The sequence below is a fragment of the Aureimonas pseudogalii genome (assembly GCF_014196835.1).
Taxonomy (GTDB): Bacteria; Pseudomonadota; Alphaproteobacteria; order Rhizobiales; family Rhizobiaceae; genus Aureimonas; species Aureimonas pseudogalii.
In genome coordinates this window covers 1-22854 of the sequence record NZ_JACIEK010000019.1, presented here as the reverse complement: position 1 = coordinate 22854, position 22854 = coordinate 1, and the positions used below count along the sequence as shown (strand labels likewise).

Below are 22854 nucleotides of genomic sequence, written 5' to 3'. Positions count from 1 at the left end.
TGGAGAGAGAAAATGCCCGCAGTCCAGGAGACCATCGATCAGGTCCGCCGTATCGACGTCGATCAGTACAAATACGGCTTCGAGACGCTCATCGAGATGGATGTCGCGCCGAAGGGTCTGAGCGAAGACACGATCCGCTTGATCTCGGCCAAGAAGGACGAGCCGGAATGGATGCTCGACTGGCGCCTGAAGGCGTTCGAGCGCTGGAAGACCATGGAGAGCCCTTCTTGGGCCCGTCTCGACTATCCCGAGATCGACTTTCAGGACATTCACTATTACGCGGCGCCGAAGTCGATGTCGGGCCCGGCGTCGCTGGCCGAAGTCGATCCCGAAATCCTGCGTACCTACGAGAAGCTCGGCATCCCGTTGCGGGAGCAGGAGATCCTTGCGGGCGTCGTGAAGCCTGTAGCAGCGCCGCAGCATGACGACGACGGCAACGTCATCGAGGTGACGGAACGGCGCGTGGCCGTTGACGCCGTGTTTGATTCGGTCTCGGTCGCGACGACCTTCAAGAAGGAACTGCAGGCGGCCGGCGTGATCTTCATGCCGATATCCGAGGCGATCCGGGAGCATCCGGACCTCGTGAAGAAGTACCTGGGATCGGTGGTGCCGGTTTCCGACAACTTCTTCGCGACAATGAATTCGGCCGTCTTCACCGATGGATCGTTCGTCTACGTGCCGCCGGGCGTTCGCTGCCCGATGGAGCTATCGACTTATTTCCGTATCAACGAGCGCAACACCGGCCAGTTCGAGCGCACGCTCATCATTGCCGACGCGGGATCGTACGTCTCGTATCTAGAAGGATGCACGGCGCCTCAGCGCGATGAGAATCAGCTGCATGCAGCGGTGGTCGAACTCGTGGCGCTCGACGATGCCGAGATCAAGTATTCGACGGTGCAGAACTGGTATCCCGGCGACAAGGATGGCAAGGGCGGCATCTACAACTTCGTGACGAAGCGTGGCGACTGTCGCGGCGCCAACTCGCGTATTTCGTGGACTCAGGTCGAGACCGGTTCAGCCATCACTTGGAAGTATCCGTCCTGCATTCTGCGCGGCGACAACTCGCGCGGCGAGTTCTATTCGATCGCCGTGTCGAACGGCCGTCAGCAGATCGACAGCGGCACGAAGATGATTCACATCGGCAAGAACACGTCGAGCCGCATCATTTCGAAGGGTATTTCGGCCGGCCATTCCAACAACACCTATCGCGGCCAGGTCAGCGCGATGCGCAAGGCCGCCAACGCCCGCAACTTCACGCAGTGCGACTCGCTTCTGATCGGTGAAGACTGCGGCGCGCACACCGTGCCTTACATCGAGGCGAAGAACGCGACAGCCCAGTTTGAGCACGAGGCGACGACGTCGAAGATCTCCGAGGATCAGCTGTTCTACTGCATGCAGCGCGGCATCCCCGAGGAAGAGGCGGTGGCTTTGATCGTCAACGGCTTCGTCAAGGACGTCATCCAGCAACTGCCGATGGAGTTCGCCGTCGAGGCACAGAAGCTGATCGGCATCTCCCTCGAAGGCAGCGTCGGCTAACCGAGACGCCTCCCGACATTTGATCGCGGAGGGTGGGAGCGCTCCCGCCACCGCCCTCCGAACCGTTAGAAGAACAAAGATGCTTGAAATCAAGAACCTCCATGCGCGCGTTGCCGACACCGAGACCGAGATCCTGCGCGGGCTCGACCTGACCGTTCAGGACGGCGAGATCGCAGCGATCATGGGCCCGAACGGGTCCGGCAAGTCGACGCTCTCCTACGTCATCGCGGGCCGCGAGGACTACGAGGTCACCGCCGGCGACATTCTCTATAACGGCGAGTCGATCCTCGAGATGGACGCCGCCGAGCGGGCGGCCTCCGGTGTCTTCCTTGCCTTCCAGTATCCGCTGGAAATCCCGGGCGTCGCGACGATGACCTTCCTCAAGACGGCCCTTAACTCGCAGCGCAAGGCACGCGGCGAGGGCGAACTGACGACGCCGGATTTCCTGCGCCGTGTGAAAGCGTCTGCGGCCGATCTGAAGATCGACATGGCGATGCTCAAGCGTCCGCTGAACGTCGGCTTTTCCGGCGGCGAGAAGAAGCGGGCCGAGATCCTGCAGATGGCGCTGCTGGAGCCGAAGCTCTGTGTGCTCGACGAGACTGATTCCGGTCTCGATATCGACGCTCTGAAGATCGTCGCCGATGGCGTCAACGCGCTTCGCTCGTCGGAGCGCTCGTTCCTCGTCATCACTCACTACCAGCGCCTTCTCGACTACATCGTGCCCGATACGGTCCATGTTCTTTACAAAGGCCGCATCATCCGCACCGGCACCAAGGATCTCGCGCTACAGCTCGAGAACGAGGGATACGCTCAGATCATCGGCGAGGCGGCCTGATGTCGGTTGCGACAATCGCCCCCCGGACGGCTGCTGAAACTGGGTTGATCGCGCGGGCGGAGGCGATGTTTACCGGTGGCGATCGCCAGCACGCTGCGATCGCTGTTCTGCGCGCCGAGGGTCTCCCTAGCCGCCGTGTCGAAGCCTGGCACTACACCGATCTGCGGGCGCTTCTCGGACGTCGCCCCGAGGTCGGTAGCGAGAACGCTTCGCCGACGAGCTACCTCACCCCGTTCCTGCCGAATAGTGTGATCGTCGATCTCGGGGCGGCACCCGCCGGCAACGATGTGGCTTCGGGCGTGAACGTGGCGACGGTCGAGGACACGCTCGATTGGCGCGAAAGGGTGAACCATCTCGATCGCCCGTTCGACACGCTGCGGGTCGTCAACGCCGCGCTCGGTGCCAAGGGGTCCGCGATCTCGATCGCCGACGGGGCTTCCGTCGAGCAACCCATCGAGTTGCGCGCGCAGCCGGATGGCGCGGGTGGTCAGAGCTTTTCGTCGGTGACGCTTGGTGCTCGCTCGCGCGCTGTCATCGTAGAGCGGCAACCCCCTGCATCCGCCGGTGCCCTGTCGTCCGCCATCCACATGCTCGATCTCGGTTCGGGATCGGACGTTCTGTGGATCGTGGTTCAGGAGAAGGGCGTCGATGAGACGCATCTGGGACAGCTCAACGTCACGCTACGCGACGACGCGAAGTTCCGCCTGTTCGTGCTCAACGCCGGCGGCGCGATCATCCGCCAGGAGGTCCACGCGCAGACCGTCGGGGAAGGCGCCGACATCCAGATCCGGGGCGTCAACCTCCTGCAGGCGGGCCAGCATGTCGACGTGACCACGACGCTGAACCACAACGTCGCACACACGACCTCGACCGAGATCTTCCGCAACGTCGTTCTCGGGGGCAGCGGAGTCTTCCAGGGGATGATCCGGGTCGCCAAGGGTGCGCAGAAGACGGATGCACGTCTGGCTTGCAACACGCTTCTCCTCTCGGACGACGGTGATTTCTCGGCGAAGCCGGAGCTCGAGATCTTTGCAGACGACGTGCAGTGCGGACACGGCGCGACGGCTGGCGAGATCAACGCCGACCACCTGTTCTATCTGATGAGCCGCGGCATTCCGGAGCCTCTTGCGCGTTCGCTGCTCGTCAAGGCGTTCGTCGGCGAAGTCGTGGAAGAGTTGGAATACGAGCCCGCGATCGAGGCGCTGGAAGCACGCATCGACGCTTGGCTGGCTTCGGCCCACTAGCGTTCTCCCGGCCAGCCGCCGATGCGGCAGCCGGCGAGATCCCTCGGCTGCCGAGCCGAACCATTGAGGACACAGGTGATGACTGTAGCGAACCTGGCGATGGTGCCGTCGACTATCTACGACGTCGATGCGATCCGGCGGGATTTCCCCATCCTGTCCAAGGAAGTCTACGGCAAGCCGCTGGTCTATCTCGACAACGGCGCCTCCGCCCAGAAGCCTCTGGCGATGCTCGAAGCCGTGCGGAAGGCCTATTCCGAAGACTACGCCAACGTTCATCGCGGCCTGCACTTTCTTTCCAACAAGGCGACGGAAGAGTTCGAGGCCGCGCGCGAGATCGTGCGCGGCTTTCTGAATGCCGAGAGCGTCGAAGAGATCGTTTTCACCCGCTCGGCGACCGAGTCGATCAACCTCGTCTCCTATGGCTACGGCCTGCAGGAAATCGGGGAGGGCGACGAGATCGTCCTCACGATCATGGAGCACCATTCCAACATCGTGCCATGGCATTTCCTGCGCGAGCGGCGCGGCGCGAAGCTGGTCTTCGTGCCGGTCGCGGACGATGGTTCGATCTCGATCGAGGACTTTGAGCGAGCGATCACTCCCCGCACCAAGCTCGTCGCTGTCACGCATATGTCGAACGTTCTCGGAACGGTCGTGCCCGTGAAGCAGGTGGCGGCTCTCGCCCACGCCCACGGCATCCCGGTGCTCGTCGACGGCAGTCAGGGGGCGGTTCACCTGCCTGTCGACGTGCGGGACCTCGACTGTGACTTCTATGTCTTCACGGGTCATAAGATGTACGGGCCGACCGGAATCGGCGTTCTCTACGGCAAGCGTGAGATGCTGGGGCGGATGCAGCCCTTCAACGGTGGCGGCGAGATGATCGTGGAGGTGACCGAGGATCACGTCACCTACAACGCGCCTCCCCATCGTTTCGAGGCAGGTACGCCGCCGATCGTGCAGGCGATCGGACTGGGTGCTTCCCTCGACTACATGCAGCGCATCGGCCGGGACCGGATCGCCGCTCACGAAGAGGCGCTTCGCGACTATGCCCACCAGCGCCTCCGGGCCGTGAACTCCCTGCGGATTTATGGCGAGGCGCCGGGCAAGGGGGCCATCGTGTCGTTCGATCTCGAAGGCATCCATTCGCACGACGTATCGATGGTGATCGATCGCGAGGGGATTGCGGTCCGGGCGGGAACGCATTGCGCGCAGCCGCTTCTCAAGCGCTTTGGCGCGACCTCCACATGCCGCGCCTCTTTTGGTATGTACAACACCATGGCCGAAATCGATAGCCTGGCCGAGGCGCTCGAAAAGGCCAGGCGATTCTTCGCGTGAGGATGATCGACATGCACGATGAAACCGATGCGAAGACCACCAGCACCGTAAGCGACGCGTCGAGCGTTTCCGCGGCCAATGTTGCGATGGCAGGCGGCGTGGCGGCTGCGTCCGCCATTCCGGCCGATGAGTTGGGTCGGATGACCGACGACATCGTCGCGGCGCTGAAGACGGTCTACGATCCCGAAATTCCTGCCGACATCTACGAACTCGGCCTGATCTATAAGATCGACATCGATGACGACCGGAACGTCGATATCGAGATGACGTTGACGGCACCTGGATGCCCGGTGGCCGGCGAGATGCCTGGCTGGGTCGAGAACGCGGTAGCGAGCGTTGAGGGGATTCAGGTCGTGAAAGTCGAACTGGTCTTCACGCCGCCCTGGACGCCCGAGCGTATGAGTGAAGAGGCTCAGGTCGCCGTCGGCTGGTACTGACCGAACGTCGCTGGCTGAGGGTTCGCTTGCGCGGCTGGCCGAACGTCACCATGTCGAACACAGATCGAACCTCTCGATGAGGAAAGAGACCATGAGCCGTTTTGCGATCATGACCATCACCGAAGCCGCGGCAGACCGTGTGCGCGAGATTGTGGCGTCGAAAGGCGATGGTTCGACGGGGATCCGTGTCGGCGTCAAGAAGGGCGGCTGCGCGGGCATGGAGTACACGATCGGTCTCTCTGACGGTGCCAAGCCCGGCGAGGACGTCGTCGAGCAGGATGGAGCTCGGGTCTTCGTCGCGCCGGAAGCCGTTCTCTTTCTCCTGGGCACGCGCATGGATTACGAGCAGACCACACTACGTTCGGGTTTCGTCTTCAACAACCCGAACCAGACGTCAGCCTGTGGCTGCGGCGAGTCGGTCGAACTGCGACCCGCAGACGCTTCGAACTACGCTTCCCAGATAGCTTGAAATTTCGGATGGACGAGGAGATCACATCTGATCTCTTCGCTGTCATCGACCCCATTCCGATCCGTCGACTTTCTTTCGCAAAGGGCATTTGGGGAAGGGGCTGGTTCACACGCCTATGTGTCAAGATAGTCCTGACCGGACGTTGCGAGACAAAGCTTACTTCAACGAAGCGGCAGGCACACCCCGTCAACGATTATGCCAACTGCTTATGGTACTCTGACTGTCCCGCCGGGTGAGTTCGCATGAGCGAGCCTGCCGCAGTCTCTGCGGAGGCTAGACAGTCGACTGAAATCTATGCCCGCTCAAACCGCGTCTTAGGCAACCTATCCTGCCGGTAAGGCAATCCGCATCGCCTTGCTCAGACCTGAGGACGTCAGGCAGACGTGCTGATCAACATGAATGCGGGCACGTCATCGCCGAACCCGACCGGGCTGGCGTCGTCACGTCCCCCGCCGCGTCGCTCGTTCGCCGAGCGGGATCGGACGATCGGCGGCGGCGTACGCTCCGACGGCCGCTGTGCTTCGCTGCGTCGCGGGCGCTCAGCCACAACCGGCACCATGACCGGAGTCTCGACCGTTTCGTCAGCCGCAGTCTCGATCGCCACCGGCTCGACAGTCGCTTCCGCGGCGACCGCATCCTCAACAGCTTGGCTCGAGCGACGACGTGAGCGCCGCTCGGAGGGAGCACGTTCCGACGTGCCGCGCCGAGCCGAAGGCGAGCGACGCGACGGTTCTCGGCGCTCGCCGCCCTCCTCGGGACGATCTTCTCCCGCAGGAAGCGACGCAACGTCACCGTCGAGCCAGTCGATCGACTTGCCGATCAAGGACTCAATCGCGTCGAGATATTTCTTCTCGGACTTCGTCACGAGCGTGAAGGACTTGCCCGATCGCCCAGCGCGACCGGTACGGCCAATACGATGAACGTAGTCTTCGGCATGGATCGGCACGTCAAAATTGAAGACGTGGCTGACCATCGGAATGTCAAGACCTCGCGCGGCCACGTCCGAGGCAACCAGCAGCGTCAGCTTGTTGTCGCGAAACGCCTGCAGCGTCATCGTCCGGGCCCGCTGATCCATGTCGCCGTGTAGTGCGCCCACCGAGAAGCCGTGTTTCTCCAACGAGCGGAACAGCAGCGACACGTCGCGCTTCCTGTTGCAGAAGATGATGGAGTTCGTCAGCTCGTCGCCTTGGTCTCGGATGACGCGGCGCAGCGTTTCGCGCTTCTCGTAGTCTTCCTTGCGGGTGGCGACGAGCCTCTGTTCCACCGTCAGCGCCGTCGAAGAAGCCTTGGCGACCTCGACGCGGACCGGGTTCTGCAGGAACTGATCGGCCAGCCGTGTGATTTCCGGTGGCATGGTGGCCGAGAAGAACAAGGTCTGACGCGTGAACGGGATCATCTTGCAGATCCGCTCAATGTCGGGGATGAACCCCATGTCGAGCATTCGGTCGGCTTCGTCGATGACGAGGATTTCGACGCCCGTCATCAGTAGTCGACCCCGCTCGAAATGGTCGAGCAGCCGGCCGGGCGTGGCGATGAGAACATCCACGCCCCGCTCCAGCTTGCGGTTCTGCTCCTCGAACGAAACCCCGCCGATGAGCAGAGCCACGTTCAGCCGTTGGTTCGTGCCGTACTTGACGAACGACTCTTCGACCTGCGCGGCAAGCTCGCGCGTCGGCTCGATGATAAGCGTGCGGGGCATGCGAGCGCGGGCGCGGCCCGTTTCCAGCATCGTCAGCATCGGTAGCACGAACGACGCCGTCTTGCCGGTGCCGGTCTGTGCGATTCCGAGCACGTCCTTGCGCTGGAGCGCATGCGGAATGGCCTGCGCCTGAATCGGCGTGGGCTCGGTGTATCCGGCAGCTTCTACAGCGGCGAGAACCTTGGCACTGAGGCCGAGTTCGGAAAAATGCATGAAAACGCGAGATCTCTCGATGAAGGGGATCGGTTGAAGCCGGAAACAGCCCATACGCACGCAAGTCGGCGATAGGCCGCGCTATTCAGAATGTCAACCGATCGTCAAGATATGGGAACGGCTGTCCTCAATGAAAGACGCTGTCCGCCAGCACGGCGAAGTTTTGTTCTCCAAAACCTGATCCGACCAACAGCTCGACGGCATCCCTGCGCCCACTAATTCGTCGCGGGACCGAACCGGTAGGGCTCGTTCGGCGAGACGAACAACTCGTAGGTCTGCGCGACTTCTCCATCGGACGGGACCACGTCGAAGAAGAGGGTCAGGCTGCTTTCCTGACCCTCGGCCGGGGGATCGGCGCGATAGCCGACGATCGCTCCGTCGATGGCGGCGATCTCCGTGACTTCGGTGCTCGACGCGACGGAGGCGCGACCGTCCTTTTCCTCGAGTTGCTGGACGAAGAACCGGCTGCCAGTAGCCTCGCCGGTCGTCTGCGTCATGATCGTACGCCAGACGCCGTGACGGTCTGTATCTGTCCAGGGGCCGACGATCTGCACGTCGCCGATCATCGGCGCAAGGTTGGCGATCGCCGACAGCACCTCGGCATTGCGCTCGGCCGTGTCAGCTGACGGTGTAGCTGGCGCCGTCTGCTTCCCCGTGGGCGTGGCTGACGGTGCAGCCCCGGTTGGCGCTTCGGGCGATGCCAGTGCGGGTAGGGTCGTGGCCGGCGGTGCGGCCTCCTGCGCGAAGGCCGGCGCCGCGACGGGAAGGCCGAGGGCGAGCGAAAGAACGAAAGCGGTGGTCCGCATGCGAGAGCCTTGTGCTGGTGATGGCGGGAGCGTGCTCAAACGTCGAGATCCTCGGCGAAGGCGGCGCGCTCCTGGATGAAACGGAATCGGGCGTCGGGCTTGTTTCCCATCAGTGCGTCCACGGCTCCGGCCGTTCCTGCTTCGGGCGATTCGTCCATCGCGACGCGCAACAGTGTGCGTTTGCGCGGATCCATGGTCGTTTCCTTCAGCTGCGAGGGCAGCATCTCGCCCAATCCCTTGAAGCGGCTGACCTCGACCTTTCCCTTGCCCTTGAAGTCGCGGGCAACGATGCGCTCCCGGTCGCGGTCGTCTCGGGCGTAGATCGTCTTGCCGCCCTGCGACAGTTTGTAGAGCGGAGGCACGGCGAGGAACAGATGTCCGCCGCGCACCAGTTCGGGCATTTCCTGGAAGAAGAAGGTGATGAGCAGCGAGGCGATGTGCGCGCCGTCCACGTCGGCGTCGGTCATCACGATGACGCGCTCGTACCGAAGGTCCGTCTCGCGATACTTCGCGCGCGTGCCGCAGCCGAGCGCCTGGATCAGGTCGGAGAGCTGCTGGTTCGCCCCCAGCTTCTCGCGACCGGCCGAGGCGACGTTCAGGATCTTGCCGCGCAACGGCAGGATCGCCTGACGGGCGCGGTCGCGCGCCTGCTTGGCCGATCCGCCGGCCGAATCTCCTTCGACGATGAAGAGTTCGGCGCCAGCGGCCCCGGTCTGCGAACAGTCCGCGAGCTTGCCGGGTAGGCGCAGCTTGCGCGTCGCGGTCTTGCGACCGACGTCCTTTTCCTGGCGCCGGCGGAGCCGTTCGTCCGCCCGGTCCACCACCCATTCGATCAACCGCGCGGCATCCTGCGGCGACGACGCAAGCCAGATGTCGAAGGAGTCGCGTAGGGACGTCTCGACGATCCGTTGCGCCTCGGCGGTGGCCAGCCGATCCTTCGTCTGGCCGACGAACTCGGGCTCGCGGATGAAGACCGACAGCATCGCCGACGCCGTGATCATCACGTCCTCAGCGGTGATCGACGCGGCCTTCTTGTTGCCCGAGATCTCGGCGAAGGCCTTCAGCCCGCGCAGTAGAACGGCGCGCAGTCCGGCTTCGTGGGAGCCGCCCTCCGGCGTCGGGATCGTGTTGCAGTAGGAGCGGACCGATCCATCCCCACCGGTCCAGCACACCGCCCATTCCACGGCGCCATGGCCGGACGTCTTCTCGGTTCGACCGGAGAAGATCTGCTGCGTCACGCGCTGTTCGTCGCCGAGCGAGGCCGCGAGATAGTCCTTCAGACCGCCCGGAAAATGGAAGCTGGACCGAGCCGGCGTCTTGTCGCCGGGCTTCAACGTCGAGGGATCGCACGACCAGCGGATCTCTACGCCGCCGAAGAGATAGGCCTTGGAGCGCGCCATGGCGAAGAGCCGCGCCGGCTCGAAGGCGGCATCGGCGCCGAAGATCTTCGGATCCGGCCGGAACCGGACCCGCGTGCCCCGCCGGTTCTGTACGTCGCCGACTTCGACGAGGGTCGATGTGGCGACGCCGCGCGAGTAGGTCTGGCGATAGAGCCGGCGGTTGCGTGCGACCTCGACCTCCAACTCGTCCGACAGCGCGTTGACGACGGAGACGCCGACACCATGCAGGCCGCCCGAGGTCTCGTAGACCTTCGAATCGAACTTCCCGCCGGCGTGCAGCGTCGTCATGATGACTTCGAGGGCGGACTTGTCGCGGTATTTGGGATGCGGATCGACGGGAATGCCGCGGCCGTTGTCGGAGACCGACAGGAAGCCGCCCGTCTCGAGCGCGACCTCGATGACGCTGGCATGGCCGGCCACCGCCTCATCCATCGAGTTGTCGATCACCTCGGCGAAGAGATGGTGCAGCGCCTTTTCGTCGGTGCCGCCGATATACATGCCGGGCCGGCGACGAACCGGCTCCAGCCCCTCCAGCACCTCGATGTCGGCCGCCGTGTAGTCGGCGGCGGGCGCGATCTCGCGCGCCGGCGATGGCGCCGCGCGAGGGGCGCTGCGGGTGGCGGCCGGTCGGGCACGAGCCGCCGAGCCGTTGAAAAGGTCGTCACTCATGAACGCGAAATCCTGCGCCAAACGGGCTCGAAGGGCGACATCTCTGCATACCCAACGGGTATCCGCTCGAAAAATGTTCTGCAAGCGTTCTCACCGGAAAAGCGTGGCTTGGTGAGGTCGGCCTGTCGGGTTAGAGACGAGTTGCGGCAGGTCCGCAACGTCGCGAGGTTCCGGTCGCCATCGCCTGCCGGACGGCGAGGGGAAGTAAGGGAGGATTCGATGCGGGAATTGGTGAACTGCATCCTGGCCCGGTCGGTTCTGGCCTTGGGCCTCGCTTGGACGTCGTCGGTCTCGGCTGCCCCGCTCGCGCCCTTTAAGGACGATCTGTTCGCCTACCCCCAGCCGGTCGCCAGCCGCGCAGCCGGGGTCTTTCTCGACGTTCCCTACGATGAAGCTCGGGACATCGATCGACGGGACGAGATCCCCGAACGCCGCGTTCAGCGCCGGTATGTCGATCTGGAACCCAACCGCACCCTTCAGGAACACGTATTCGGGACCCGGGCCGGACCGCTCCGTTGGACGAGCGTCGGAGAAATTTCTGCGCCGCGCTTCGTCGTCGTCTTCGTGCACGGCCGAAACGGCGACCGCCGTCTCGGCATGAACGACTGGACGTTCGGCGGCAACTTCAACCGCCTGAAGAACCTCGCGTCTCGCAACGCGGGCCTCTACGCGACATTCGACGGCGGAACGCTCGGCGCCGAGGACGCGCAACGTGCGGGAACACTCATCCAGGAGCTGGCGGCGCGACACGCGGGGGCGCCCGTCCTCCTCGCCTGCGGGTCGATGGGCGGCGAGCTATGCTGGACGGCGCTGGCGGACCCCAAGGTCGCAGACGTCGTGGAAGGGCTGATCGTTCTCGGTGGCAGCAGCGATGTCTCGCGGCTCGACCGCGCCGTTCCACGCGGGCGAATGTTGCCGATCCTCGTGGCGCACGGCACGCGCGACAAGGTTTATGACTATGTCCGGCAGGAAGGCTTCGTCGAGGCGGTGAGGGTGCGGCGGCCGGGCTACCCGATCCGCTTCGTCGGATTCGACGGCGGCAATCATGGCACGCCGATCCGCATGATCGACTGGCGCGAGACTCTCGACTGGGTGCTTGCACAATAGAAATGGGCTCCGGATTGCTCCGAAGCCCGTAGGCATTTGACGTTAATTGCGCCAGCGGAGCGAGCTTACGCTGCGGCAGACACTGCCGCCTGAGCACCCGTCGGAACTTCCGAAACGGTCTTCAGTACCTGCGAGGCGATCTGGTAGGGGTCGCCCTGCGAGTTCGGGCGGCGGTCTTCCAGATAGCCGCGGTAGCCGTTGGCGACGAAGCTGTGCGGCACGCGGATCGACGCGCCTCGATCCGCCACGCCATGGCTGAACTTGTTCCAGGGCGCGGTCTCATGCTTGCCGGTCAGGCGCAAATGATTGTCGGGACCGTAGACCGCGATGTGCTCGTCGAGGTTCTTGTCGAACGCCGCCATCAGCGCCTCGAAATACTCTTTGCCGCCGGTCTCGCGCATGTAGGCGGTCGAGAAGTTGCAGTGCATGCCCGAGCCGTTCCAGTCGGTGTCGCCGAGCGGCTTGCAATGGTATTCGATGTCGATGCCGTAGCTTTCGGTCAGACGCTGCAGCAGGTAGCGCGCCATCCAGACCTCGTCGGCCGCCCGCTTCGAGCCCTTGCCGAAGACCTGGAACTCCCACTGGCCCTTCGCCACCTCGGCGTTGATGCCCTCGTGGTTGATGCCGGCAGCAAGGCAGATGTCGAGATGCTCCTCGACGATCTCGCGCGCAACGGCGCCGACGTTGGAATAGCCGACGCCCGTGTAGTAGGGGCCCTGTGGCGCGGGATAGCCGGACTCCGGGAAGCCGAGCGGACGGCCATCCTTATAGAAGAAATACTCCTGCTCGAAGCCGAACCAGGCGCCTTCGTCGTCGAGGATCGTGGCGCGCTTGTTCGAGGCATGCGGCGTCACGCCGTCTGGCATCATCACTTCGCACATTACCAGCACACCGTTGGTGCGCACGGGATCCGGATAGAGGGCGACAGGCTTCAGCACGCAGTCGGAGCTGCGGCCTTCGGCCTGCATCGTCGAACTGCCGTCGAAGCCCCAGAGCGGCAGCTGGTCGAGCGTCGGAAACTCGGCGAATTCCTTGATCTGCGTCTTGCCGCGGAGATTGGGAACCGGCGTGTAGCCGTCGAGCCAGATGTACTCGAGTTTGAACTTCGTCATATGTCACCCTCTGTCGAGCCGATAGTGTGGTCGATCGTCCGGTGCACGCACCGGGCCGATCAAGGTCAGCTACGCGATGATATGCATTCCGCATGCCAAATGCGGCCGAACGCAGCAACCGGGGCCTGCAGGGTGGGAAGCGCCTGATGCTCAAGGGCGGAAGGTTCCTTCTAAGTTCAGCGAAGAACGCTTCTGCTCACTCTCACGCCCGCTAGGTGCCCAAAAAATATGCGTTTATGCCAATATTTTAGGCATTAGAAGCAACCGTATCCTTTCTACGCATTTTCTATAGTTATGTAGCAAGTATCCGGGAAATAGGGCAGCGACACTGACGCAATTTCGCCAATTATTTCCCTAAGAGCGATGCGGATGGTTAAGTTGTGCCCCGCACCATCGAAATAAGGATGGCGCCAGCTGTATTTTGGCGGCACGATCTTATGTGAGGTCGATAGAGGTTCATGAGTTCGAAAGATCGCTCCCATGCTGACGAACGCTTATCCGCAAAGCGCGGTGATCATTCCATTCCCCAACCGGCAACTGTCGGTTTCCGGCCGAGATCGCTCCATCGAGCGATCACCCGTTCCGACGCAGGTTTGCAGCGAGGCCTTCGACAGCTGGTACCATCAGGCAGCGATCGACGAGGACACTGCGAAAAAGTCCTGATCGGCGTCGGAGATCGAAGTCGGCCTTCAGACACCGAAGATCGATAAGTCAAGCCGTTTCGCCAGCATTTCGAGTGCGATGCGGCCCAGACGCGAGTTGCCGGACTCGTCGAGCCCAGGCGACCACACGGTGATCGACGCCTTGCCTGGTGCGATGGCAAGAATGCCGCCGCCCACTCCGCTCTTGCCGGGGAGACCGACTCGATAGGCGAAATCGCCGGATCCGTCGTAGTGGCCACAGGTGAGCATGACGGCGTTGATACGTCGGGCTCGCTCCGGCTGCACCACAGAGAAACCCGTCGCTGGATTGCGTCCGAGATGGGCGAGAAACCGGCTGGCCATCGCGAGCTGGCGGCATGACATTGCGATGGCGCAGTGGTGGAAGTAGACGCCGAGCGTATGATCGACGGGGTTGTCGAGTACGCCGAAGGATTTCATGTAATGGGCGAGGGCGCTGTTGCGGTGGCCGGTCCGCAGCTCGGACGCCGCCACGGCCGCATCGATCTTGATCGTCGGGTCGTCGGCGAGGAACTGCATGAAACGTAGGATCTCGCCAAGCGCCTCGCGGGGCTGGTGTCCCGAGAGAATGAGATCGGTGACGGCGATGGCGCCGGCATTGATAAAGGGATTGCGCGGAATGCCGCGCTCGTTTTCCAACTGGATGATCGAGTTGAAGCGACTGCCGGAGGGCTCGCGTCCGACGCGCTGCCAGAGGCGATCACCAGCCATACCGAGCGCCAGCGTCAGCGTGAAGACCTTGGAAATACTCTGGATCGAGAAGGGGACGTCCGCGTCGCCGCCCACTGCGACTTGACCGCTGCCATCGACCACGGCGATGCCAAACGAAGCGGAATCGACCCGCGCGAGTTCGGGAATGTAGGTCGCAACCTCGCCCCTGTCCGTCCGGCCGCGGAGCTCTTCGGTGATCTCGCTGACGGTCTCCTGCAGGCACGGAAGGGCGATGCTCATGCGGGAAGCCCTTTCCATGGCCGGCCGAAACCGAGCGGTCTTCGGGCTGCGGCGCAGCTCCTGAACGGTTTCACATAGACAGAAGGGCCCGCGAGGGGCCCTTCGATGCTCGTATGGGGCTCAGGTCAAGCCGAGTAGTACATATCGAACTCGACCGGATGCGGCGTCATCTCGAAGCGCAGCACCTCGACCATCTTGAGTTCGATGAAGGCGTCGATCTGATCGTCGTCGAAGACGCCACCCGCCTTCAGGAACTCGCGGTCGGCATCGAGGCTCTCGAGTGCCTCGCGCAGCGACCGGCAGACGGTCGGGATCTGCTTCAGCTCTTCCGGTGGCAGGTCGTAGAGATCCTTGTCCATGGCGGAGCCCGGATGGATCTTGTTCTTGATGCCGTCGAGGCCGGCCATCAGCATGGCGGCAAACGCGAGGTAGGGGTTCGCCATCGCGTCGGGGAAGCGGACCTCGATGCGTTTGGCCTTCGGCGACTGGCCGATCGGGATGCGGCAGGAGGCCGAGCGGTTGCGTGCCGAATAGGCGAGCAGCACGGGCGCCTCATAGCCGGGAACCAGACGCTTGAACGAGTTCGTCGACGGGTTGGTGAAGGCGTTCAGGGCCTTCGCGTGCTTGATGATGCCGCCGATGTAGTACAGCGCGTTCTCGGAGAGACCGGCATACTCGTTGCCTGCGAAGGTCGGCTTGCCGCCCTTCCAGATCGACTGGTGGACGTGCATGCCCGAGCCGTTGTCGCCGAAGATCGGCTTCGGCATAAAGGTCGCCGTCTTGCCGTAGGCGTTGGCGACCTGATGCGTCACATACTTGTAGATCTGCATGTTGTCGGCGTTCTTCACGAGCGTGTCGAACTTGACGCCGAGCTCATGCTGCGCGGCGGCCACTTCGTGGTGGTGCTTCTCGACGGCGACGCCCATTTCGGCCATCACGGTCAGCATTTCCGAGCGCATGTCCTGGCAGCTGTCGATCGGCGGCACCGGGAAGTAGCCGCCCTTCACGCGCGGACGATGGCCGAGATTGCCGGTCTCGTACTCGGCGTCGTCGTTCGAGGGCAACTCGGTCGAGTCGAGCTTGAAGCCCGTGTTGTAGGGGTCGGCCTTGTAGCGCACGTCGTCGAAGATGAAGAACTCGGCCTCGGGGCCGAAATAGGCGGTGTCGCCGATGCCGGACTGGTTGAGGTAGGCTTCGGCCTTCTTGGCGGTGCCGCGCGGGTCGCGGTTGTAGCTCTCGCCCGAAACGGGATCGAGAATGTCGCAGATGATGACCATCGTCGACTGCGCGAAGAACGGGTCCATATGCGCGGTCTCGGGATCCGGCATGAGGATCATGTCGGACTCGTTGATCGCCTTCCAGCCGCCGATCGACGAGCCGTCGAACATCGTGCCTTCGGAGAACAGATCCTCGTCCACCATGGTGATGTCCATGGTCACGTGCTGCAGCTTGCCCTTGGGGTCGGTGAAGCGCAGGTCGACGAATTTGACGTCGTTGTCCTTGATCTGCTTCAGAATGTCGTTGGCCGAAGTCATGAGGGTGTTTCCTGATTGGACGACTGGTTGGCGGACGAGAAGACGCAGCGCGCGACGCTCAGATGGCGTCGACGCCGGCCTCGCCGGTGCGGATGCGGACGGCTTCCTCGATGTTGGACACGAAGATCTTGCCGTCGCCGATACGGCCTGTCTGGGCGGCCTTGCGGATCGCCTCCACGGCGGCGGCCACGGCCTCGTCGGCCAGCACGATCTCGATCTTCACCTTGGGAAGGAAGTCGACGACGTATTCGGCGCCGCGATAGAGCTCCGTATGGCCCTTCTGACGCCCGAAGCCCTTCGCTTCGATGACGGTGATGCCCTGGAGCCCGACGTCCTGGAGGGCTTCCTTGACCTCATCGAGCTTGAACGGCTTGATGATTGCCTCGACCTTCTTCAACGCTTTCAGCCTCCCACGGACGATCCCTGCGGATCCGGCATCCCGCACCGTATCAGGCTCAGCCGATCGGGCCGGACAGACTTGCGCATCGGACCTGTTCCCGGCGAGGTTGCGGTCCACATGCATTCTGGCTCGTGTCTATCGAAACGACGGGAACTTTGCCACAGGCAATCCATCCCGTCCCGGCGCGAAGACGGGCATTGCATGATCAAACTCGCAGCGGACTGATCGAAATATGAGCAGAGAACGCCTGACGTCTCGGCATTTACGCCTGTTCGATTCGCAGGAGATGGCGGTGGCCGACCGCGCCGCCGTTCGGGACGGTCGGTCGTTCGGAGAACTCGTGGCGGCCGCCGGACGCGCGGTCGCAGCTGCCGTCCGGCAGCATGCCCCGCCGATGCAGCGGATCGCCGTCCTCGCCGGTCCCGGCAACAACGGCGCGGATGCCCGCGTCGCGGCCGCAGATCTGATCGAAGGAGGCTGGAGCGCCGAGGTCTATGCCGTCGCGGCCGACGCAGCGGCTCGTCCGATCGCTTTCTTCGATCCCGCCCCTTACGATTTCGTGGTCGACGGCCTGTTCGGAGCCGGCCTGTCGCGGACGCTCGATGGCGAGGTCGCGGACGCCGTCAACCGTCTGAACGACTCACGGGTTCCGGTTCTGTCGATCGACATTCCCAGCGGCGTGTCGGCCGACAGCGGCGCGGTCCTTGGTGTGGCGGTGAAGGCCGATGTCTGCATCACCTTCGAGCGCCGCAAGCCCGGCCACCTGCTGATGCCAGGACGCGCCCTCTGCGGCACGGTTCACGTGGCGTCGATCGGCCTGCCCGACGCGGCACTCGACGAGGCGGTGGCGGGTCGTCCGTCGCTCTTCGCCAACGAGCCGCCGCTTTGGCTGAGCCAGCTATCGCGCCCCGGATCGAGCGGCCACAAGTTCGACCGAGGGCATGCCACCGTCTTCTCGGGCGGAGCGACGCAGACCGGCGCAGCCCGACTGTCGGCCACTGCGGCGCTGCGAGCCGGGGCAGGGCTCGTCACGGTCGCGTCGCCCCCTTCCGCGGTGCTCGTGAACGCTGCGCATCTCACTGCCGTGATGCTGAAGAGCTGCGGCGGCGACGGCGAGGTCGATGCGCTTCTCCAAGATTCGCGCCGCAACGCTTTCGTACTCGGGCCGGGGTTCGGGATCGGGCCGCGCGCTTGCTCCTTCGTCAGCCTCATCCTGCGGGCGGGACGCCGGCTCGTGCTCGATGCCGACGGCATCACGTCTTTCGCTGATAAACCGAACCTTCTGTTCGAGCTCGACCCAGCGGACGGCGATCCGAAGCTTGTGCTCACGCCGCACGAGGGCGAGTTCGCACGCCTTTTCCCGGATCTCGCGACGCTCGTCGATCTTCCCAAGTTTGAGCGTGCCCGGCGAGCGGCGGTCCGCAGCGGCGCCGTCTTGGTGATGAAAGGAGCCGACACCGTGATTGCCTCGCCGGACGGGCGAGCGGCGATCAACGCCGTGGGAACACCGTGGCTGGCGACGGCGGGTTCGGGAGACGTCCTCTCGGGCATCGTGGCGGCGCAACTGGCGCAAGGCGTTCCCGCCTTCGAGGCCGCCTGCGCGGGCGTGTGGATCCATGGCCGCGCCGCCGAGTATTTCGGGCCGGGTCTCATCGCCGAGGATCTGCCCGGCCTCATCCCTCGGGTGCTGGCGGAGCTGTTTGCTTAGCCGAGCCGATGGCGGATCCGCTCCATCATGGCCATCGCCGCGTGTGGCGCCCGCACCTTTCCCTCGCGGATGAAGAACGCAAAGACGTCGCGCGCCTTCCCGTCCACACCGGCATCCGGATCGATCCGGGGCAGATCGTCCGGATAGTGGCCCTCGGACCACTCGACCGCTCGCCTTGCCCATTCGTCGAGGTCTTCCGGCGGGTAGCCGGTCTCGATCTCGGCATGGCCGCTTTGCAGGCGGGCATAGATAAAATCGGCGGTGACGTCGGCCATCTCGGGATAGTTGGCGCTATGAGCGTAGACGATGGAGACGCCCGCCTCGCGGCAGAGCGCCACCGCCTCGCGGGTCGCGAAGCTTTCATGTCTAAGCTCCACGACATGTCGAAGCCCCACGCCATCCACGGTTTTCGGCATCTGGGCAAGAAACGAACGGAAGTCGTCGGGCTCGAACCGCTTCGTCGCCGCCAGCTGCCAGAGGACCGGCCCCAGATGGCCGCCGAGTTCCACGATGCCCGAACGCGCGAACTTCTCCATCGACTCGGCACCTTCGGCCAGCACCTTGCGGTTGACGCAATAGCGCGGTGCCTTGAGCGAGAAGACGAACCCGTCCGGGACCTCCGACGCCCATTTGGCGTAGGTCGCAGGAGACTGCGAGCGGTAGAAGGTGCCGTTCACCTCGATGGCGGTGAGCTTCGACGCCGCGTATTCGAGCTCACGGGTCTTCGGCAGCTTGTCGGGGTAGAAGCTGCCGCGCCAGTCGTCGTAGTTCCACCCGCCGATGCCGGTTCGGATCGTGCCGCGTGACGTCATTCCGCGGCCTGCGCCTTGGGCTGCGGCCGCCGCTGCAGAAGATCCTTCAGGAACCGCCCGGTCCACGAACGCTCCGACTTCGCGACCTGCTCCGGTGTGCCGACGGCCACGATCTCGCCACCACCGTCGCCACCTTCCGGCCCGATGTCGATCACCCAGTCGGCGGTCTTGATGACTTCGAGATTGTGCTCGATCACCACCACCGTGTTGCCCTGGTCCACCAGCTCGTGCAGCACCTCGAGAAGCTTGGCGACGTCGTGGAAATGCAGGCCGGTGGTCGGCTCGTCGAGAATGTAGAGGGTGCGGCCGGTCGCGCGCCGTGAAAGCTCCTTGGCGAGCTTGACGCGCTGCGCCTCGCCTCCCGACAGCGTGTTGGCCTGCTGCCCGACCTTGACGTAGCCGAGCCCGACCTCGTTCAGCGTCACCAGCTTGTCGCGCACGGCCGGCACCGCGGCAAAGAACTCGACGCCTTCCTCGACGGTCATGTCGAGCACGTCGGCGATCGACTTCTCCTTGAAGGTGACCTCGAGCGTCTCGCGATTGTAGCGCTTGCCGTGGCAGACGTCGCAGGTGACGTAGACGTCCGGCAGGAAGTGCATCTCGATCTTGATGACGCCGTCGCCCTGGCAGGCTTCGCAGCGTCCGCCCTTCACGTTGAAGGAGAAGCGCCCCGGCTGGTAGCCGCGCGCCTTCGATTCCGGCAGGCCGGCGAACCAGTCGCGGATCGGCGTGAAGGCGCCAGTGTAGGTCGCAGGATTGGAACGCGGCGTTCGCCCGATCGGCGACTGGTCGATGTCGATGACCTTATCGAGCAGTTCCAGCCCCTCCACACGGTCATGGTCGGCTGGCAGCTCGCGAGCGCCGGAAATGCGCCGGGATGCCGCTTTGAACAGGGTCTCGATGAGGAAGGTCGACTTGCCGCCGCCGGACACCCCGGTGACGCAGGTGAAGATGCCCATCGGCACTTCGGCCGTGACGTTCTTCAAATTGTTGCCGCGCGCGCCGACGACTTTGATCGCCTTGCCCTTCTCGGGCTTGCGGCGCTTGGCCGGCAGGGCCACGCCGAGGTCGCCGGAGAGGTAGCGCCCGGTCAGCGAAGCGGGGTTCGCCAGGATTTCCTGCGGCGTGCCGGAGGCGATCACCTGGCCGCCATGGACGCCGGCGGCCGGGCCGATGTCAACGACATGGTCGGCCGCCATGATCGCGTCCTCGTCGTGCTCTACCACAATCACCGTGTTGCCGATGTCCCGCAGGTGTTTCAACGTCACGAGCAGGCGTTCGTTGTCGCGCTGATGCAGGCCGATCGAAGGCTCGTCGAGAACGTAGAGCACGCCGGTGAGGCCGGAGCCGATCTGCGACGCCAGACGAATGCGCTGCGACTCGCCGCCCGACAGGGTGCCGGAGGCGCGAGACAGCGTCAGGTATTCGAGGCCGACATCGTTGAGGAAACGCAACCGCTCGCGGATCTCCTTGAGAATGCGGACGGCGATCTCGTTCTGCTTCTGCGTCAGGCGCTCGGGCAGGTCCTCGAACCAGTCGCGCGCGTTGCGGATCGAGAGTTCGGTGACCTGTCCGATGTGGCAGCCGTCGATCTTCACGGCCAGTGCCTCCGGCTTCAGCCGATATCCGGCGCAGGCCGGGCAGGGCGTCGCCGACATGTAGCGCTCGATCTCCTCGCGCGACCAGGCCGAGTCCGTCTCCTTCCAGCGACGATCGAGATTGGGAACGATGCCCTCGAAGGTCTTCGTGGTCGAGTACGACCGCAGGCCATCATTGTACTTGAACTCGATGGCGGTCTTGCCGGTGCCGTTGAGGATCGCGTCCTTCGCGGCGTCCGAAAGCACCGACCAGCGGTCCGTCTGTTTGAAGCCGTATTTGCGGCCGAGTGCATCCAGCGTCTGCCCGTAATAGGGCGAGGTCGACTTCGCCCAGGGCGCAATCGCACCGCCTTTCAGCGTGCGCGTCTCGTCGGGCACGATGAGCTTGGGATCGATCTGCTGCTGCGCGCCGAGCCCGTCGCAACGGGGGCAGGCGCCGAATGGGTTGTTGAAGGAGAAAAGACGCGGCTCGATCTCGGGGATCGTGAAGCCGGAGACGGGGCAGGCAAACTTCTCGGAGAAGATGAGCTGTTTCGGCTTGCCGTTCTCGTCCACGCCATCGGCATATTCTGCGACGGCGAGACCGTCCGCGAGGCCAAGCGCCGTCTCCAAAGAGTCGGCGAGCCGCGCCTTCATGTCGCCGCGCACCACGATGCGGTCCACCACCACGTCGATGTCGTGCTTGAACTTCTTGTCGAGCGCCGGCGCGTCCGCGATGTCGTGGAACGTGCCGTCGATGCGAACGCGCTGGAAGCCTTTTTTCTGAAGCTCGGCCAGTTCCTTGCGGTACTCGCCCTTGCGCCCGCGGATCATCGGGGCAAGCAGGTAGAGACGGGTTCCTTCCTCCAGCGCCAGAACGCGGTCGACCATCTGCGAGACGGTCTGGCTCTCGATCGGAAGACCGGTGGCGGGCGAATAGGGTACGCCGACGCGCGCGAAGAGAAGACGGAGATAGTCGTAGATCTCGGTGACCGTGCCCACCGTCGAGCGCGGGTTCTTCGAGGTCGTCTTCTGCTCGATCGAGATCGCCGGAGACAGACCGTCGATCTGGTCGACGTCCGGCTTCTGCATCATCTCCAGGAACTGGCGCGCGTAGGCCGAAAGGCTTTCGACGTAGCGTCGCTGGCCTTCGGCGTAGATCGTGTCGAAGGCCAGCGACGATTTGCCGGAGCCGGACAGGCCGGTCATCACGATCAGCTTGTCCCGCGGCAAGTCGAGATCGACGTTCTTGAGGTTGTGCTCGCGCGCGCCGCGGATGGAAATCACGTTCTTCATGGTGCCGCCGGCTCTGTCTGATCGTTCGTCTCCATATCGGGAGATGAACGCAATAATCAAAGGAGCGTCCGACCGCATCGCAAGCGACTCGACGTCGTTCCGCCTTTGTTCTATATCGCCGATCGATGGCGGCAGGCAATCGGTTCCGCATCACTTGGGGAAACCCGCGCGTTGCCGCTTTTCGCGACGCTGATCGGCGCATAGGGTTCGCGCCAACGAGAGATACGCAAGGAGACGACCATGGCTGGCAGCGTGAACAAGGTGATCCTCGTCGGCAATCTCGGTGCCGACCCGGAGATCCGCCGCCTCAACTCCGGCGATGCCGTCGTCAACCTGCGCATCGCGACCTCCGAGAGCTGGCGGGACAAGGCGTCCGGCGAGCGCAAGGAGAAGACCGAGTGGCACAACGTCGTCATCTTCAACGAGAACCTTGTGAAGGTCGCTGAGCAGTACCTGAAGAAGGGCTCGACGGTCTATATCGAGGGCCAGCTGCAGACGCGCTCATGGGACGACCAGTCCGGTCAGAAGAAATACGCGACGGAGGTCGTGCTCCAGCGCTTCCGGGGCGAGTTGCAGATGCTCGGCGGCCGAGGCGGCGAGGGCGGCGGCGGGTCTTATGAGGGTGGTGGCGGCGGCGGCGGTGGCTTCGATCGCGGCGGCGGTGGCGGCGGACGCGCTGGTGGCGGTGGCGGTTCGCGGGGCGGTTACGGCGGCGGCGGTGGGAACGGCGGATCGGGCGGCGGACGTCCGTCGAGCGACATGGACGACGAAATCCCATTCTGAGCCGTAGCCTAGGTGTTCAGTCCCGGCATTTGATGGATTGGATCGAGCTTGAATCTTTCCGGTTCTGATGTCCACTTTTTGCATATGAACTCGTACGGGGTGAGGCCCTTCAGCGTCTTGAGCCGGCGAGCGAAGTTGTAGGCATCGATGAAGTCGACGTGGACTTACCCCGGGAAAGTGGAGAGCGGTTTCGATATTACGCGGCTTGTCTCTCGAACTGAAGCGGGCTGATGAAGGTTAGCGCCGAATGTCG

General features: G+C 63.8%; 19 protein-coding genes and 1 pseudogene. 10 read left to right on the top strand and 10 right to left on the bottom strand.

Annotation, left to right across the window (positions count from 1 at the left end):
- Nucleotides 1–12: 12 nt before the first annotated feature.
- The 6 genes from sufB to sufA all read left to right on the top strand — a co-directional run bounded on the left by sufB (nt 13) and on the right by sufA (nt 5853).
- Nucleotides 13–1536: a Fe-S cluster assembly protein SufB gene (gene sufB / locus GGR04_RS20930; protein ID WP_183202154.1), complete on the top strand. Its 1524-nt coding sequence runs from the start codon at nt 13–15 to the stop codon at nt 1534–1536.
- Nucleotides 1537–1615: 79 nt separating this feature from the next.
- On the top strand, nt 1616–2371 hold the full coding sequence (sufC, locus tag GGR04_RS20925; RefSeq protein WP_183202152.1) for a Fe-S cluster assembly ATPase SufC: 756 nt from the start codon (nt 1616–1618) through the stop codon (nt 2369–2371).
- On the top strand, nt 2371–3615 hold the full coding sequence (gene sufD, locus GGR04_RS20920; protein WP_183202150.1) for a Fe-S cluster assembly protein SufD: 1245 nt from the start codon (nt 2371–2373) through the stop codon (nt 3613–3615). The genes sufC and sufD overlap by 1 nt, the downstream gene beginning before the upstream one ends.
- A gap of 99 nt (nt 3616–3714) precedes the next feature.
- Nucleotides 3715–4947 (top strand): cysteine desulfurase, encoded by a 1233-nt coding sequence (locus GGR04_RS20915; RefSeq protein ID WP_183202235.1) that lies wholly within the window; start codon nt 3715–3717, stop codon nt 4945–4947.
- An 86-nt stretch (nt 4948–5033) separates the two neighbouring features.
- The gene (locus GGR04_RS20910; RefSeq protein WP_183202233.1) at nt 5034–5384 is read left to right on the top strand and encodes an SUF system Fe-S cluster assembly protein; all 351 of its coding nucleotides are present in this window, start codon (nt 5034–5036) and stop codon (nt 5382–5384) included.
- Between the two features lie 91 nt (nt 5385–5475).
- A complete protein-coding gene (gene sufA, locus GGR04_RS20905; protein ID WP_183202149.1) occupies nt 5476–5853 on the top strand; it encodes a Fe-S cluster assembly scaffold SufA in 378 nt (125 codons plus the stop codon).
- Between the two features lie 373 nt (nt 5854–6226).
- On the opposite strand, the gene GGR04_RS20900 is transcribed toward sufA, so the two are convergent.
- The 3 genes from GGR04_RS20900 to parE all read right to left on the bottom strand — a co-directional run bounded on the left by GGR04_RS20900 (nt 6227) and on the right by parE (nt 10640).
- Entirely contained in the window at nt 6227–7765 is a 1539-nt protein-coding gene (locus GGR04_RS20900) for a DEAD/DEAH box helicase (protein ID WP_183202148.1), read from the bottom strand.
- Between the two features lie 215 nt (nt 7766–7980).
- Nucleotides 7981–8571, bottom strand: a complete 591-nt coding sequence (locus GGR04_RS20895; protein WP_183202147.1) for a hypothetical protein — start codon at nt 8569–8571, stop codon at nt 7981–7983.
- A gap of 35 nt (nt 8572–8606) precedes the next feature.
- Nucleotides 8607–10640, bottom strand: coding sequence for a DNA topoisomerase IV subunit B (gene parE, locus GGR04_RS20890; RefSeq protein WP_183202146.1), 2034 nt, complete (start codon nt 10638–10640; stop codon nt 8607–8609).
- A 141-nt stretch (nt 10641–10781) separates the two neighbouring features.
- Here parE and GGR04_RS20885 point away from each other — a divergent pair, with 141 nt between their 5' ends.
- Entirely contained in the window at nt 10782–11747 is a 966-nt protein-coding gene (locus GGR04_RS20885; RefSeq protein ID WP_183202145.1) for an alpha/beta hydrolase, read from the top strand.
- A 65-nt stretch (nt 11748–11812) separates the two neighbouring features.
- Here GGR04_RS20885 and GGR04_RS20880 read toward each other — a convergent pair whose 3' ends face one another.
- Nucleotides 11813–12859, bottom strand: coding sequence for a glutamine synthetase beta-grasp domain-containing protein (locus GGR04_RS20880; protein WP_183202144.1), 1047 nt, complete (start codon nt 12857–12859; stop codon nt 11813–11815).
- 480 nt (nt 12860–13339) lie between these two features.
- Here GGR04_RS20880 and GGR04_RS20875 point away from each other — a divergent pair, with 480 nt between their 5' ends.
- The gene (locus tag GGR04_RS20875) at nt 13340–13522 is read left to right on the top strand and encodes a DUF2735 domain-containing protein (protein ID WP_183202143.1); all 183 of its coding nucleotides are present in this window, start codon (nt 13340–13342) and stop codon (nt 13520–13522) included.
- 26 nt (nt 13523–13548) lie between these two features.
- On the opposite strand, the gene GGR04_RS20870 is transcribed toward GGR04_RS20875, so the two are convergent.
- The 3 genes from GGR04_RS20870 to GGR04_RS20860 all read right to left on the bottom strand — a co-directional run bounded on the left by GGR04_RS20870 (nt 13549) and on the right by GGR04_RS20860 (nt 16422).
- Nucleotides 13549–14490, bottom strand: coding sequence for a glutaminase (locus GGR04_RS20870; protein WP_183202141.1), 942 nt, complete (start codon nt 14488–14490; stop codon nt 13549–13551).
- A gap of 125 nt (nt 14491–14615) precedes the next feature.
- A complete protein-coding gene (gene glnA, locus GGR04_RS20865) occupies nt 14616–16025 on the bottom strand; it encodes a type I glutamate--ammonia ligase (protein ID WP_183202139.1) in 1410 nt (469 codons plus the stop codon).
- Between the two features lie 58 nt (nt 16026–16083).
- On the bottom strand, nt 16084–16422 hold the full coding sequence (locus GGR04_RS20860) for a P-II family nitrogen regulator (RefSeq protein ID WP_183202231.1): 339 nt from the start codon (nt 16420–16422) through the stop codon (nt 16084–16086).
- 235 nt (nt 16423–16657) lie between these two features.
- Between GGR04_RS20860 and GGR04_RS20855 the strand changes: the two genes are divergently transcribed.
- On the top strand, nt 16658–18133 hold the full coding sequence (locus GGR04_RS20855; RefSeq protein ID WP_183202137.1) for an NAD(P)H-hydrate dehydratase: 1476 nt from the start codon (nt 16658–16660) through the stop codon (nt 18131–18133).
- On the opposite strand, the gene GGR04_RS20850 is transcribed toward GGR04_RS20855, so the two are convergent.
- On the bottom strand, nt 18130–18945 hold the full coding sequence (locus GGR04_RS20850; protein WP_183202135.1) for a DUF72 domain-containing protein: 816 nt from the start codon (nt 18943–18945) through the stop codon (nt 18130–18132). The genes GGR04_RS20855 and GGR04_RS20850 overlap by 4 nt on opposite strands.
- Nucleotides 18942–21818: an excinuclease ABC subunit UvrA gene (gene uvrA / locus GGR04_RS20845; protein ID WP_183202133.1), complete on the bottom strand. Its 2877-nt coding sequence runs from the start codon at nt 21816–21818 to the stop codon at nt 18942–18944. Before uvrA ends, GGR04_RS20850 begins: the two co-directional genes overlap by 4 nt.
- A 240-nt stretch (nt 21819–22058) precedes the next feature.
- On the opposite strand from uvrA, the gene ssb reads away from it, so the two are divergent.
- Complete coding sequence (ssb, locus tag GGR04_RS20840; RefSeq protein ID WP_183202131.1) at nt 22059–22601, top strand: single-stranded DNA-binding protein; 543 nt, start codon at nt 22059–22061, stop codon at nt 22599–22601.
- A gap of 8 nt (nt 22602–22609) precedes the next feature.
- Here ssb and GGR04_RS20835 read toward each other — a convergent pair.
- A pseudogene (locus GGR04_RS20835) lies at nt 22610–22756 on the bottom strand (IS481 family transposase); the annotation flags it as partial.
- Nucleotides 22757–22854: the final 98 nt, after the last annotated feature.

Coding starts and splice junctions, on each gene's coding strand:
- sufB (WP_183202154.1), top strand. CDS start 13: ATGCCCGCAGTCCAGGAGACCATCGATCAGGTCCGCCGTATCGACGTC.
- sufC (WP_183202152.1), top strand. CDS start 1,616: ATGCTTGAAATCAAGAACCTCCATGCGCGCGTTGCCGACACCGAGACC.
- sufD (WP_183202150.1), top strand. CDS start 2,371: ATGTCGGTTGCGACAATCGCCCCCCGGACGGCTGCTGAAACTGGGTTG.
- GGR04_RS20915 (WP_183202235.1), top strand. CDS start 3,715: ATGGTGCCGTCGACTATCTACGACGTCGATGCGATCCGGCGGGATTTC.
- GGR04_RS20910 (WP_183202233.1), top strand. CDS start 5,034: ATGGCAGGCGGCGTGGCGGCTGCGTCCGCCATTCCGGCCGATGAGTTG.
- sufA (WP_183202149.1), top strand. CDS start 5,476: ATGAGCCGTTTTGCGATCATGACCATCACCGAAGCCGCGGCAGACCGT.
- GGR04_RS20900 (WP_183202148.1), bottom strand. CDS start 7,765: ATGCATTTTTCCGAACTCGGCCTCAGTGCCAAGGTTCTCGCCGCTGTA.
- GGR04_RS20895 (WP_183202147.1), bottom strand. CDS start 8,571: ATGCGGACCACCGCTTTCGTTCTTTCGCTCGCCCTCGGCCTTCCCGTC.
- parE (WP_183202146.1), bottom strand. CDS start 10,640: ATGAGTGACGACCTTTTCAACGGCTCGGCGGCTCGTGCCCGACCGGCC.
- GGR04_RS20880 (WP_183202144.1), bottom strand. CDS start 12,859: ATGACGAAGTTCAAACTCGAGTACATCTGGCTCGACGGCTACACGCCG.
- GGR04_RS20875 (WP_183202143.1), top strand. CDS start 13,340: ATGCTGACGAACGCTTATCCGCAAAGCGCGGTGATCATTCCATTCCCC.
- GGR04_RS20870 (WP_183202141.1), bottom strand. CDS start 14,490: ATGAGCATCGCCCTTCCGTGCCTGCAGGAGACCGTCAGCGAGATCACC.
- glnA (WP_183202139.1), bottom strand. CDS start 16,025: ATGACTTCGGCCAACGACATTCTGAAGCAGATCAAGGACAACGACGTC.
- GGR04_RS20855 (WP_183202137.1), top strand. CDS start 16,658: ATGAGCAGAGAACGCCTGACGTCTCGGCATTTACGCCTGTTCGATTCG.
- GGR04_RS20850 (WP_183202135.1), bottom strand. CDS start 18,945: ATGACGTCACGCGGCACGATCCGAACCGGCATCGGCGGGTGGAACTAC.
- uvrA (WP_183202133.1), bottom strand. CDS start 21,818: ATGAAGAACGTGATTTCCATCCGCGGCGCGCGCGAGCACAACCTCAAG.
- ssb (WP_183202131.1), top strand. CDS start 22,059: ATGGCTGGCAGCGTGAACAAGGTGATCCTCGTCGGCAATCTCGGTGCC.